Annotated in this window: 10 protein-coding genes; 1 reads left to right on the top strand and 9 read right to left on the bottom strand. The window is 69.0% G+C overall.

Annotated elements, in window-relative coordinates; all coding sequences use genetic code 11:
• The 5 genes from SPR02S_RS21285 to tkt form a co-directional block, all read right to left on the bottom strand.
• On the bottom strand, window positions 1–943 hold a 943-nt coding region (locus tag SPR02S_RS21285), incomplete at its 3' end, for a phosphoglucose isomerase-related protein (protein ID WP_019059022.1).
• Window positions 936–1871, bottom strand: a complete 936-nt coding sequence (gene opcA / locus SPR02S_RS21280) for a glucose-6-phosphate dehydrogenase assembly protein OpcA (RefSeq protein WP_019059021.1) — start codon at window positions 1869–1871, stop codon at window positions 936–938. The genes SPR02S_RS21285 and opcA, both read right to left, overlap by 8 nt.
• Complete coding sequence (zwf, locus tag SPR02S_RS21275) at window positions 1868–3496, bottom strand: glucose-6-phosphate dehydrogenase (RefSeq protein ID WP_245607592.1); 1629 nt, start codon at window positions 3494–3496, stop codon at window positions 1868–1870. The genes opcA and zwf overlap by 4 nt, the downstream gene beginning before the upstream one ends.
• Entirely contained in the window at window positions 3493–4638 is a 1146-nt protein-coding gene (tal, locus tag SPR02S_RS21270; protein ID WP_019059019.1) for a transaldolase, read from the bottom strand. Before tal ends, zwf begins: the two co-directional genes overlap by 4 nt.
• Before the next feature lie 19 nt (window positions 4639–4657).
• The gene (gene tkt, locus SPR02S_RS21265; protein WP_019059018.1) at window positions 4658–6733 is read right to left on the bottom strand and encodes a transketolase; all 2076 of its coding nucleotides are present in this window, start codon (window positions 6731–6733) and stop codon (window positions 4658–4660) included.
• Window positions 6734–6879: 146 nt separating this feature from the next.
• Between tkt and SPR02S_RS21260 the strand changes: the two genes are divergently transcribed.
• Window positions 6880–7779 carry a helix-turn-helix domain-containing protein gene (locus tag SPR02S_RS21260; protein WP_019059017.1) on the top strand — a complete coding sequence of 300 codons (900 nt, stop codon included), beginning with the start codon at window positions 6880–6882 and terminating at the stop codon, window positions 7777–7779.
• Window positions 7780–7921: 142 nt separating this feature from the next.
• On the opposite strand, the gene SPR02S_RS21255 is transcribed toward SPR02S_RS21260, so the two are convergent.
• The 4 genes from SPR02S_RS21255 to SPR02S_RS21240 all read right to left on the bottom strand — a co-directional run bounded on the left by SPR02S_RS21255 (window position 7922) and on the right by SPR02S_RS21240 (window position 12069).
• Window positions 7922–8947, bottom strand: a complete 1026-nt coding sequence (locus SPR02S_RS21255; protein WP_026150741.1) for a methyltransferase — start codon at window positions 8945–8947, stop codon at window positions 7922–7924.
• A 57-nt stretch (window positions 8948–9004) separates the two neighbouring features.
• Entirely contained in the window at window positions 9005–9421 is a 417-nt protein-coding gene (locus tag SPR02S_RS21250) for an organic hydroperoxide resistance protein (RefSeq protein ID WP_019059015.1), read from the bottom strand.
• A 56-nt stretch (window positions 9422–9477) separates the two neighbouring features.
• Window positions 9478–10359 (bottom strand): alpha/beta fold hydrolase, encoded by an 882-nt coding sequence (locus tag SPR02S_RS21245; protein WP_019059014.1) that lies wholly within the window; start codon window positions 10357–10359, stop codon window positions 9478–9480.
• A gap of 306 nt (window positions 10360–10665) precedes the next feature.
• Window positions 10666–12069 carry a glycoside hydrolase family 16 protein gene (locus tag SPR02S_RS21240; RefSeq protein WP_019059013.1) on the bottom strand — a complete coding sequence of 468 codons (1404 nt, stop codon included), beginning with the start codon at window positions 12067–12069 and terminating at the stop codon, window positions 10666–10668.
• Between the last annotated feature and the right edge of the window lie 92 nt (window positions 12070–12161).

Genomic DNA, 12161 nt, shown 5'->3' with positions numbered 1-12161 from the left:
CGTTGGACTCGGCGGGCGCGGTGCGGAAGTGCTCGTCGACGAGGTGGAAACCGTCGAGCATCTCGCGGAAACGGTCCGGGCCGATGGCGATCATCAGCGACAGCCCGATCGCCGAGTCGAACGAGTAGCGCCCGCCGACCCAGTCCCAGAACTCGAACATGTTGTCCGTGTCGATGCCGAAGTCCGACACCTTCCCGGCGTTGGTCGACAGCGCCACGAAGTGCTTCGCGACCGCCTTGTCGTCACCGCCGAGACCTTCAAGGAGCCACGTCCGGGCGGACGTTGCGTTGGTGATCGTCTCGATCGTGGTGAACGTCTTCGACGCGACGATGAAGAGGGTCTCGGCCGGGTCGAGGTCGTGGGTGGCCTCGTGCAGGTCGGCGCCGTCCACGTTCGACACGAACCGGACCGTCAACGAGCGGTCGGTGAAGGCGCGGAGCGCCTCGTAGGCCATCGCCGGACCGAGGTCGGAGCCGCCGATGCCGATGTTGACGACGTTGCGGATACGACGGCCCGTGTGGCCGGTCCACTCGCCGGAGCGGACGCGGTTCGCGAAGCCGGCCATCTTGTCGAGCACGGCGTGGACCTGGGGCACGACGTTCTCGCCGTCGACCTCGATCACCGCGTCACGCGGGGCGCGCAGCGCGGTGTGCAGGACCGCGCGGTCCTCGGTGACGTTGATCTTCTCGCCGCGGAACATCGCGTCCCGGAGGCCGAACACGCCGGTGGCGGTGGCGAGTTCCTGGAGCAGGGCGAGGGTCTCGTCCGTGATCAGGTGCTTGGAGTAGTCGATGCGCAGATCGCCGACGGTGACCACGTACCGCTCCGCGCGCCCCGGGTCCGCCGCGAACAACTCGCGGAGTTGCGGACGTAGTTGATCCGCGCGGTGGTCCTCCAGGGCGGCCCACTCGGGGCGCCGCACCAGCTTGGGGGAGTCAGACATGGGAAGGGGTCTCCTTGGTGCCCTCGGCCCGCAGGGCGATGGCGTACATCTCGTCGGCGTCGAGGCGCCGCAGCTCCTCGGCGATCAGTTCGGAGGTCGTGCGGACCTTCAGCGCGAGGGTGCGGGAGGGCTGCCCGGGCAGGGACAGCGTGGCCAGCGGGCCCTCGGGACGGTCGATGACGACCTCGCCGGCTCCGGTGCCCAGCCGCACGGCCGTGATGACCGGCCCCTCGGTGACCACGCGGTCGATCTTCACCTTGAGGCGGGCCTCCAGCCAGCGGGCCAGCAGCTCGGCGGCCGGGTTGTCGGCCTCGCTCTCCACCGCACCCGAGGTGATCTTCGACTTGGCCTGGTCGAGGGCCGCCGCCAGCATCGAGCGCCACGGGGTCAGTCGGGTCCAGGCAAGGTCGGTGTCGCCGGGCGCGTAGGAGTGGGCGCGGGCGTTGAGGGCCTCGATGGGGTTCGTCGCCGCGTACAGGTCGGTGATCCGGCGCTGCGCGAGGGCGCCCAGCGGGTCCTTCGCCGGGATCTCGGGCGCGTCGCCCGGCCACCACACGACGACCGGCGCGTCCGGCAGCAGCAGCGGCAGCACCACGGAGTCGGCGTGGTCGGACACCTCGCCGTAGGTCCGCAGCACGACCGTCTCGCCGGTACCGGCGTCGGCGCCCACCCGGACCTCGGCGTCGAGGTGCGAGTTGGTACGGTCCCGCGGGGTGCGGGCGTGCCGCTTGATGACGACCAGGGTGCGCGAGGGGTGCTCGTGCGAGGCCTCCTCGGCCGCCTTGATCGAGTCGTAGGCGTTCTCCTCGTCCGTGACGATGACCATCGTCAGGACCATGCCCACGGCAGGGGTGCCGATGTCGCGGCGACCCTGCACCAGCGCCTTGTTGATCTTGCTTGCCGTGGTGTCGCTCAGGTCGATCTTCATGGCCTGCGCCAGCTCCGTCCGTCTCGTGCGAGCATCTCGTCCGCCTCCTGGGGACCCCAACTGCCCGAGGAGTACTGCGCGGGCTTGCCGTTGTTCGCCCAGTACTCCTCGATCGGGTCGAGGATCTTCCAGGACTCTTCCACTTCCTGGTGGCGCGGGAACAGGTTGGCGTCGCCGAGCAGCACATCCAGGATGAGTCGCTCGTACGCCTCCGGGCTCGACTCCGTGAACGACTCGCCGTAGGCGAAGTCCATGGACACGTCCCGGATCTCCATCGAGGTGCCCGGCACCTTGGAGCCGAACCGGACCGTCATGCCCTCGTCGGGCTGCACGCGGATGACGATCGCGTTCTGGCCCAACTCCTCGGTGGCGCTGGAGTCGAAGGGGGAGTGCGGGGCGCGCTTGAAGACGACCGCGATCTCCGTCACGCGCCGCCCGAGCCGCTTGCCGGTGCGCAGGTAGAAGGGGATGCCCGCCCAGCGGCGGTTGTCGACCTCCAGCTTGACGGCCGCGTAGGTGTCGGTCTTCGACTGCGGGTCGATGCCGTCTTCCTCCAGGTAGCCGACGACCTTCTCGCCGCCCTGCCAGCCCTCCGCGTACTGCCCGAACACCGTGTGCTCGCCCAGCTCTTGGGGCAGCCGCACCGACTTCAGCACCTTGAGCTTCTCGGTGAGCAGCGCCTCCTCGTCGAAGGCGATCGGCTCCTCCATGGCGGTCAGCGCCATCAGCTGAAGGAGGTGGTTCTGGATGACGTCACGGGCCGAACCGATGCCGTCGTAGTAGCCGGCGCGCCCGCCGATGCCGATGTCCTCGGCCATCGTGATCTGGATGTGGTCGACGTAGGACCGGTTCCAGATCGGCTCGTACATCTGGTTGGCGAAGCGCAGCGCCAGGATGTTCTGGACGGTCTCCTTGCCGAGGTAGTGGTCGATACGGAACACCTGGTCCGGGTCGAACACCTCGTGCACGATCTTGTTCAGCTCACGCGCGCTCTTCAGGTCGCGCCCGAACGGCTTCTCGATCACCGCGCGCCGCCAGGAGCCCTCGGCGGCCGTCGCGAGCCCGTGCTTCTTCAGCTGCTGGACGACCTTCGGGAAGAACTTCGGCGGTACGGAGAGATAGAACGCGTAGTTGCCACTCGTACCGCGCGACGTGTCCAACTCGTCGACTGCGGCGCGCAGTTGCTTGAACGCCGTGTCGTCGTCGAAGTCGCCCGGGATGAACCGCATGCCCTCGGCGAGCTGCTGCCAGACCTCCTCGCGGAACTCGGTCCGGGAGTGCTCGCGCACCGAGTCGTGCACCACCTGCGCGAAGTCCTGGTCCTCCCAGTCCCGCCGGGCGAACCCGACGAGCGAGAAGCCCGGCGGCAGCATGCCGCGGTTGGCCAGGTCGTAGACGGCCGGCATCAACTTCTTGCGGGACAGGTCACCGGTGACCCCGAATATGACCAGCCCGGACGGGCCCGCGATCCGGGGGAGCCGGCGGTCGCGCTCGTCACGCAGCGGGTTGTCCCAGTCGGCGGCCAACGCGTCGGTGAGTTCCTCGACGGTCAGTGCCTGCACATCCGCCCCTTCGGCTGCATCGGCTGCTTCGGCCGGTTTCGTTTCGGGAAGCTCCTCGCTCATTCCGCGTCGCCCCCCTTGCCGCTCAGCGACTTCGCGACGGCGTCCAGCAGGTCCTGCCAGGCCACCTCGAACTTGGCGACACCCTCGTCCTCCAACTGCTTGACGACCACGTCGTACGAGATCCCCAGCCGCTCTACGGCGTCCAGGTCGGCGCGGGCCTGCGCGTAGCCGCCGGTCACCGTGTCGCCGTGGATGTCGCCGTGGTCGGCGGTGGCGTTCAGCGTCGCCTCCGGCATGGTGTTGACCGTGCCGGGCGCGACCAGCTCGTCGACGTACAGGGTGTCCTTGTAGGACGGGTCCTTCACGCCGGTCGAGGCCCACAGGGGGCGCTGCTTGTTGGCCTTCGCACCCGCGAGAACGGTCCAACGGTCCGAGGAGAAGACGTCCTCGTACGCCTCGTAGGCGAGCCGCGCGTTGGCGAGCGCGGCCTTGCCCTTGAGGGCGAGGGCCTCGTCCGTGGCGAGCGCGGTCAGCCGCTTGTCGATCTCGGAGTCGACGCGGGAGACGAAGAAGGAGGCCACGGAGTGGATGGTCGCCAGGTCGATGCCCGCGGCGTGGGCCTTCTCCAGGCCGGCCAGGTAGGCGTCCATGACCTCGCGGTAGCGCTCCAGGGAGAAGATCAGCGTGACGTTGACGCTGATGCCCTCGCCGATGACCTCGGTGATGGCGGGGAGACCGGCCTTCGTCGCCGGGATCTTGATCATCACGTTGGAACGGTCCACCAGCCAGGCCAGCTGCTTGGCCTCGGCGATGGTGGCCGCCGTGTGGTGGGCGAGCCGCGGGTCGACCTCGATGGAGACCCGGCCGTCCTGCCCGCCGGTCGCGTCGTACACCGGGCGCAGGATGTCGGCGGCGGCGCGGACGTCGGCGGTGGTCATCATCCGTACGGCCTCTTCGACCGTCACCTTGCGTACGGCGAGGTCGGCGAGCTGCTGCTCGTAGCCCTCGCCGGAGCCGATGGCGGCCTGGAAGATCGAGGGGTTGGTGGTGACACCGACGACGTTCTTGGTGTCGACGAGTTCGGCGAGGTTGCCGGACTCGATCCGCTTGCGCGACAGGTCGTCCAGCCAGATGGAGACGCCCTCGTCGGACAGGCGCTTGAGAGCTCCCGCGGTGGCGGTCACTTCGGTCACTGTGATCATCTTCTTTCTGGCGATCGGATCAACCGCGCGCGGCGGCGAGGGATTCCTTGGCAGCTGCGGTGACGTTCTCGGCGGTGAAACCGAACTCGGCGAACAGGGTCTTGGCATCGGCGGAGGCGCCGAAGTGTTCGAGGGAGACGATGCGTCCTGCGTCACCCACGAACCGGTACCACGTGAGACCGATCCCGGCCTCGACCGCAACGCGGGCCTTCACGGACGGCGGAAGGACGCTGTCGCGGTACTCGCGCGACTGCTCCTCGAACCACTCCACGGACGGCATCGACACCACCCGCGTGCCCACGCCCTCGGCCTCCAACCGCTCCCGCGCCTCGACGGCGAGGTGGACCTCGGAACCGGTCGCGATGAGCACCACGTCCGGGGTCTCGGTGGAGGAGTCCTTGAGGACGTAACCGCCGCGCGCCGCATCGGAGTTGGGCTCGTAGACCGGGACGCCCTGGCGGGTCAGCGCGAGGCCGTGCGGGGCCGGGTTGGTGGCGTGCCGCTTGAGGATCTCGGCCCAGGCGATGGCCGTCTCGTTGGCGTCGGCCGGGCGCACGATGTTCAGGCCCGGGATGGCGCGCAGCGAGGCGAGGTGCTCGACCGGCTGGTGCGTGGGACCGTCCTCGCCGAGACCGATGGAGTCGTGGGTCCAGACGTACGTCACCGGGAGTTGCATCAGCGCGGAGAGGCGGACGGCGTTGCGCATGTAGTCGGAGAACACCAGGAAGGTGCCGCCGTAGACACGGGTGTTGCCGTGCAGGGCGATGCCGTTCATCTCGGCCGCCATCGAGTGCTCGCGAATACCGAAGTGGATCGTACGGCCGTACGGGTCGGCCTCCGGCAGCGGGTTGCCCTTCGGGAGGAAGGACGACGTCTTGTCGATGGTGGTGTTGTTCGAGCCGGCCAGGTCGGCGGAGCCGCCCCACAGCTCGGGCAGGACCGGTCCAAGCGCCTGGAGGACCTTGCCGGAGGCGGCGCGGGTGGCGACGGAGGAGCCCGCCTCGAAGACCGGCAGGGACTGCTCCCAGCCCTCGGGGAGCTGACCGGCGACGATCCGGTCGAAGAGCTGTGCGCGCTCGGGCTGGGCGCCGCGCCACTTGTCGAGCTGCTTGTCCCAGGCGGAGTGCGCCTCGGCGCCCCGGTCCAGGGCCTTGCGGCTGTGCGCGATGACCTCGCCCGCGACCTCGAAGGACTGCTCCGGGTCGAAGCCGAGGACGCGCTTGGTGGCGGCGATCTCGTCGGCGCCGAGCGCGGAGCCGTGCGCGGCCTCGGTGTTCTGGGCGTTTGGAGCGGGCCAAGCGATGATCGTGCGCATCGCGATGATCGAGGGGCGCCCGGTCTCGGCCTGCGCCGTCCTTAGCGCCGTGTACAGCGCGTGGGGGTCGATGTCGCCGTCGGCGGAGGGCTCGACGCGCTGGGTGTGCCAGCCGTAGGCCTCGTACCGCTTCAGGACGTCCTCGGAGAAGGCGGTCGCGGTGTCGCCCTCGATGGAGATGTGGTTGTCGTCGTAGACGAAGACGAGGTTGCCGAGCTGCTGGTGGCCCGCGAGGGAGGAGGCCTCGGCGGAGATGCCCTCCTCCAGGTCGCCGTCGGAGACGATCGCCCAGATGGTGTGGTCGAAGGGCGACTCGCCCTCGGGGGCCTCGGGGTCGAACAGGCCGCGCTCGTAGCGGGCGGCCATGGCCATGCCCACCGCGTTGGCGACACCCTGCCCGAGCGGTCCTGTCGTGGTCTCCACACCGGCCGTGTGCCCGTACTCGGGGTGACCAGGCGTCTTCGAGCCGTGCGTCCGGAACGCCTTCAGGTCGTCCAGCTCCAGCTCGTACCCGGCGAGGTACAGCTGCGTGTAGAGCGTCAGCGAGGTGTGGCCGGGGGAGAGGACGAAGCGGTCACGACCGGTCCACTCGGGATCCGCGGGGTCGTGACGCATCACCTTCTGAAAGATCGTGTACGCGGCGGGAGCCAGGGCCATCGCGGTGCCCGGGTGGCCGTTGCCGACCTTCTGTACCGCGTCAGCGGCCAGAATGCGGGCGGTGTCGACGGCTCGACGGTCGAGATCGGTCCACTCGAAGCTGTCAGGTGTGTGCGCGTTCATCTTCAAGAAGTCCTCGGTAAGAGCGGCAGAACTGCTCGGACGTCTTCAAATCTAAAAGTCTGACTTTTACGAGGGAAGGTGCCGGTGTGCCAGCCTGTGGTGAAAGTGGGACACCGGCAGCAAGGCTGAGGCGGCACGAGAAGGACATGACGGACAGAACTATCCAAGACGTCGGCGGTGACGGCGACGTGATCAGAACGTTTCCCTTCCCTGTCGATCTGAGTGTCTGCGGCGTCGGCATGCAGGTCGGCCCGATGGACACCGCCCACACCTGGCACGCCGACGCACCCCTGAACCGCGTCCACCGCATCGACTTCCATGTGGTGATGCTCTTCTCCGGCGGCCCGGTCCGCCACATGATCGACTTCGCCGAGTACGAGGCGAACGCCGGCGACGTCCTGTGGATCCGCCCCGGCCAGGTCCACCGCTTCTCCCGCCTCGACGCGTACCACGGCACCGTCCTGACCATGCAGCCCGGCTTCCTGCCCCGCGCCACGGTCGAGGCGACCGGCCTCTACCGCTACGACCTCCCGCCCCTCCTGCACCCCGACGAGCCCCGCCTCGCCGCCCTGCGCGCCTCGCTGGGCCAGCTCCGACGCGAGTACGAGGACTCGACCACCCTCCCGCTGAGCCTGCACACCTCGGTCCTACGGCACTCCCTGACGGCCTTCCTGCTACGGCTCGCGCATCTCGCGGCCAGCTCGGCGGAGGCGGCCCGGCAACAGGCCGACACGACGTTCACGCTCTTCCGCGACGCCGTGGAGAAGGGCTTCGCCACCAACCACAGCGTCAGCGCCTACGCGGATGCCCTCGGCTACTCCCGCCGCACCCTTGTCCGCGCGGTCCGCGCCGCCACCGGCGAGACCCCCAAGGGCTTCATCGACAAGCGCGTCGTCCTGGAGGCGAAACGGCTGTTGGCCCACACAGATCTGCCGATCGGCCGCGTGGGGGCGGCAGTTGGGTTCCCCGACGCGGCGAACTTCTCCAAGTTCTTCCAGCAGCACACGGATGTGACGCCGGCGGGGTTCCGGGCGGAGTTGCGGTGAGGTGAGGTTGCGTGGGTGGGTCGCAGAGTGACGGCGGAGCCCCATCCCGGTCGGATCGGGATGGGGCTCGGGGCCGGTCAGCGAGAACTCGGGCTTTCCCGGGCGGAGTCGGTGCCCTCCTGTCTGCGGTGGTGCGATGAGGTCACGGTGTGGCGCGGGCCTCGATGACGGCGAACGCTCCTGCCGGAGTCACTTTGACGCGGCTCAGGCCGGCCGCGGTGAACAGGGCGTCGAATTCGGTGAGTTGACGTTCCCTGCCGCCCGTCATGTCGAGCATGTTCAGATCCATCAGGGGCGCGAGCCCGGGCTGCCCGGTGTCCCCGACGAGGTGGTCGACGACGGCGATACGGCCGCCCTCCACCAGGTGTGCCCGGCAGTTGCGAAGGATGCGGACGCATTCGGCGTCGTCCCAGTCGTGCAGGATGTACTTGAGGACGTAGAGATCCGCAGGCGGAACCGACTCGAAGAAGTCCCCGCCGACGGTGGTGAAACGCCCCTCCAGCCCCTCGGCCTTGGCGGCTTCGGCGGCGGGGACGATGTGGGGCAGGTCGAACACCCCGCCGTCGAGTTCGGGGTTGGCCCGCATCATGGCCCGGACCACGTCACCGCCGGCTCCGCCGACGTCCAGGGCGAGGGTGACGCCCCGCGTGTCCAGCACCGCGGCGATGTCGAGGGCGGACGCGCGTGACAGGTTGCTCATCGACTCGGTGAACGACGAGGCCTCGTCGAGGTGCTTGGCGAAGTAGTCGAAGATGTTCGCCTCGCCATGGGCAGCGGTGACCTGGTGGCGGCCGGTCCGGACGGCTTCGGGGAACCTGCCCCACGGCAGCCAATGGCCGGGCGCCGACTGGGAGATGGCGAAATGCCGTAGCGAGTGCGGGTCGTCCTGCTGGAGTGTGCTCAGCAGGGGTGTGCCAGTGAAGTGGCGTCCGTCCTGGGAGGTCATCAGCCCGAGGGAGGCGCAGGTGCGCAGCAGACGGCGGGTCGCGTCGGGGTCCGTGGACTCCGCCCCGGCGATCGCCTCAGCGGTGTCGGTTCCCGCCGCAAGGTGGTCCGCGAGGTTGTACAGGGCGGCGGCCCGAACCGTCTGGGTGACCCAGAAGCCCGTCACCATGGCCATCATGCGCTCGTAGTCATGAGCGGCCGCAGGCGGTCGTACGGTGGTCAAGTCGATCTCCTTCACGTGCGGGCGGGGCTTGAATCGCTGTGCGGACGGGGTGGGTTGCTAGTTCACGACGAGTTCGACCGGGATGTTGCCGCGGGTGGCCTTGGAGTACGGGCAGCCCGCGTGCGCCTGCTCGACCAGCTTGCGGCCGGTCTCGTCGCGCAGGGCCTCGGGCAGCTTCACGCGCAGCACCGCGGTGAGCGCGAAGCCGCCGTCCGTCGCGTCCTTGGCGAGGCCGATCTCCGCGGTCACCGAGATCTCGCCGGTGGGAATCTTCGCCGCCCGGCCCACGACGCCGAGGGTGCTGGTGAAGCAGGCCGCGTAGCCGGCTGCGAAGAGCTGCTCGGGATTGGTGCCCCGACCGTCGCCGCCCAGCGCCGGCGGGAACGCCAGGCGGACATCGAGGTGTCCGTCGTCGCTGGTGGCGCGGCCGTCCCGGCCGTTGGCGGTGACGACCGCGGTGTAGACAGCGTCCATGACTCCAACCACTTCCTTCGACTGGTGAATTGCTGTTCTTGTGCGGAGAGACGGCCTCAACGGGCCTGGCGCAGGAAGTCGACGACCAGGTCCGTCGTCGCCTGCGGCTGCTCTTCCGTGATCCAGTGCCCGCAGTCCGGGATGACCGCGTCCTCGACGTCGTCGGCGACGCACCGCAGCACCTCGCCGATCCCGGGGCCGAAGGTGGCCTCGCCGCCGAAGGCCAGCACCGGCATCCGGAGCTTGCCCTCCGCGAGGAACTTCCTGTTGTCGGCCGCGTCCTGACCGAACGCCAGGAACTGGGCGAAGCTCGCCCGCATCGCGCCGGGCTGTGCGTAGAGCGCCGCGTAGTGCTGGCGCTTGGCCTCGTCGAACCGCTCCGGGACCACGGAGAGCTCGTTCCAGAAGCGGTCGAGATAGATGCGCTCCCGCCCGGCGACCAGGCGCTCCATGTCGTGGCCGCCGAAGCCGAAGTGCCACATGGTCGGATCCTGTGTGATCTGCTCCCAGGGTCCGATGCCGGGCAGCGGCGCGTCGATCGCCACCCATCGGCTCACGCGCTCGGGGTGGGTGGCGGCGACCGCGTAGCCGACCATGATGCCGATGTCGTGCGTCACCAGTTCGATCGAGTCCACGCCCAGGGCGTCCAGGACGCCCCAGATGTCGGCCGCCTGGTTCTTCTTGTCGTAGCCGCCGTCGGGCTTCGAGGAGAGGCCCAGCCCGCGCAGGTCGGGGGCGACGACGGTGTGGTCCTCGATCAGTGCGGTGGTCAGGTGGCCCCACATGTCGCCCGTGGTGCCGAAGCCGTGCAGCAGGACGACCGCCGGCCCCTGTCCGCCGACGCGTACGTGGATGGTGGCGCCGTTGGTCTCGATCTCGCGCGACTCCATACCGGCCGGGAAGGGGTGAATGCCGTCCGGGCGACTGTGGTTGTTCATGGCTTTGCTCCGGGTGTGAAGGGAAAAGGGGTTCGACGCCCGATCCGCGTCGCACAACTGAAGCTAGCTGACCGGTCTACTACGGTCCATCGCACGGCGGACGCCGCTCTTGAGGGTGCGTGCCGCTGACCTGCGATGGAAGGCAGGGACTAGCAGTAGAGAGGAAGTCGGTCGTGATCTTGCCCCGCCGGAGCGCAGACGTTCGCCTCCCCGAGGTGCCTCACTTTCACCGTCCTGCCGGACGGAAAGGAGAAGGGGCCCCACGCACGCACGCGTGAAGCCCCTTTGCCCCGTGGTGAGTTGGGCTCAGTGACCGAAGTCGAACCAGTTCACGTTCACGAAGTCCGCCGACTGGCCGCTGCTGAAGGTGAGATAGACGTCATGGGTGCCGGTAATCGAGCTGATGTTCGCCGGCACCGTTCTCCATGACTGCCAGCCCCCGGTGTTGGCCAGCGAGAAGCTGCCGATCGGGGTCGCGGTCGGGCTGTCGAGGCGCACCTGGACCAGGCCGCTGACCCCGCTCGCCGCACCGCTCGCGACCCGGGCGTAGAACTGGGTGGCCGCCGTGGAGCCGAAGTTGACGCCCTTGTAGAGCGCCCAGTCGCCGTTGGCGATCGAGCCGATGTCCTGGCCGCCGCCCGTGTCCGTGGTGGTCTCGGCGATGGTGCCGGACTGGCTGTCGTAGGACTCGGCCTGGATGGCGCTGTAGGCGTCCCGGTTGCCGGTCGGTGGGGTCGTGGTACCGCTCCCACTGCCCGTGGACGAGAGCACCTGGACGTAGTCCACCGTCATCGGGTGGTTGGGGTCGGTGGCGCTGGTGGGGCCGCCGCCGAACGCGTCCGGGAATCCGCCGCCCATCGCCACGTTCAGGATGATGAAGAAACCGTGGTTGGTGGCGTTGGCCCAGGTTGTCGCGTCGACCTGACTGGCGTTCACTGTATGGAAGTTGACGCCGTCGAGGTAGAAGCGGATCTGCTCGGGGCTGGTGGAACGGTCCCACTCCATGGCGTAGGTGTGGAAGCCGGCCTGGCAAGTCGTCCCGGTACAGGCGGTGTTGCCGCCGATGCCGGTCGTCTCGTTGCAGGGGCCGCCCGGGTTGGTGCCGCAATGAACGGTCGCCCAGTCGGTGTTGAGACCCTGGACGTTCTCCATCACGTCCAACTCGCCCACGCTGGGCCAGTTCTGGTAGTTGCCCCGGTACGGCGCGCCCAGCATCCAGAACGCGGGCCAGTAGCCGAGCGCGGACGAGCCGGTGACGTTGGGGAGTTGGATACGGGCCTCGACCCGCAGCTTCCCGCCGGCCGACGGCTGGAAGTCGGTGCGGTTGGTCTCGATACGGCCCGAGGTCCAGTTGCCGGAGGAGTCGCGGCGCGGGGTGATCAGCAGATTGCCGTTGCCGTCGAGCGCCACGTTGTTGGTGGAGGAGGTCATTGTCTCGACCTCGCCGGTGCCCCAGTTGGCGGCGCCGCCCGGGTAGGAAGTCCCGGTGTCGTACTGCCAGTTGGTGGTGGAGACACCGGTGCCCGCGGAGCCGTTGAAGTCGTCCAGGAAGACCTGCGTCCAGCCCGCCGGCGGTGTGGGCGCGGACGCGTTCGCGGGCAGGGTGAAGGCCGTGGCGGTGGCGGCCGCCAGGCCGAGGGTGCTGAGGACGGCGATCAGGACGCGCCGTAAGGGACGGGGTCTGCGCTGCGTGCCGGAGGTTTCACTCATGGGTGCCCCTCGGATACGGAGTGGGGATGCGGGTGCCGTGCCTGCCTGAGAGCGCTCTCACGCAGTGGGTGCGCGGTCAATGTGCTCTCAGC

Origin of the sequence: Streptomyces prunicolor NBRC 13075 (assembly GCF_000367365.1) — a bacterium.
GTDB lineage: Bacteria > Actinomycetota > Actinomycetes > Streptomycetales > Streptomycetaceae > Streptomyces > Streptomyces prunicolor.
Note: the sequence above shows the minus strand (reverse complement) of the source record. Positions and strands in the feature narration are given on the sequence as shown.

Bases quoted from the DNA above. Each gene is read 5' to 3' on its own strand.
- tal (WP_019059019.1), bottom strand. From the start codon at position 4,638: ATGATCACAGTGACCGAAGTGACCGCCACCGCGGGAGCTCTCAAGCGC.
- opcA (WP_019059021.1), bottom strand. From the start codon at position 1,871: ATGAAGATCGACCTGAGCGACACCACGGCAAGCAAGATCAACAAGGCG.
- zwf (WP_245607592.1), bottom strand. From the start codon at position 3,496: ATGAGCGAGGAGCTTCCCGAAACGAAACCGGCCGAAGCAGCCGATGCA.
- tkt (WP_019059018.1), bottom strand. From the start codon at position 6,733: ATGAACGCGCACACACCTGACAGCTTCGAGTGGACCGATCTCGACCGT.
- SPR02S_RS21240 (WP_019059013.1), bottom strand. From the start codon at position 12,069: ATGAGTGAAACCTCCGGCACGCAGCGCAGACCCCGTCCCTTACGGCGC.
- SPR02S_RS21250 (WP_019059015.1), bottom strand. From the start codon at position 9,421: ATGGACGCTGTCTACACCGCGGTCGTCACCGCCAACGGCCGGGACGGC.
- SPR02S_RS21260 (WP_019059017.1), top strand. From the start codon at position 6,880: ATGACGGACAGAACTATCCAAGACGTCGGCGGTGACGGCGACGTGATC.
- SPR02S_RS21245 (WP_019059014.1), bottom strand. From the start codon at position 10,359: ATGAACAACCACAGTCGCCCGGACGGCATTCACCCCTTCCCGGCCGGT.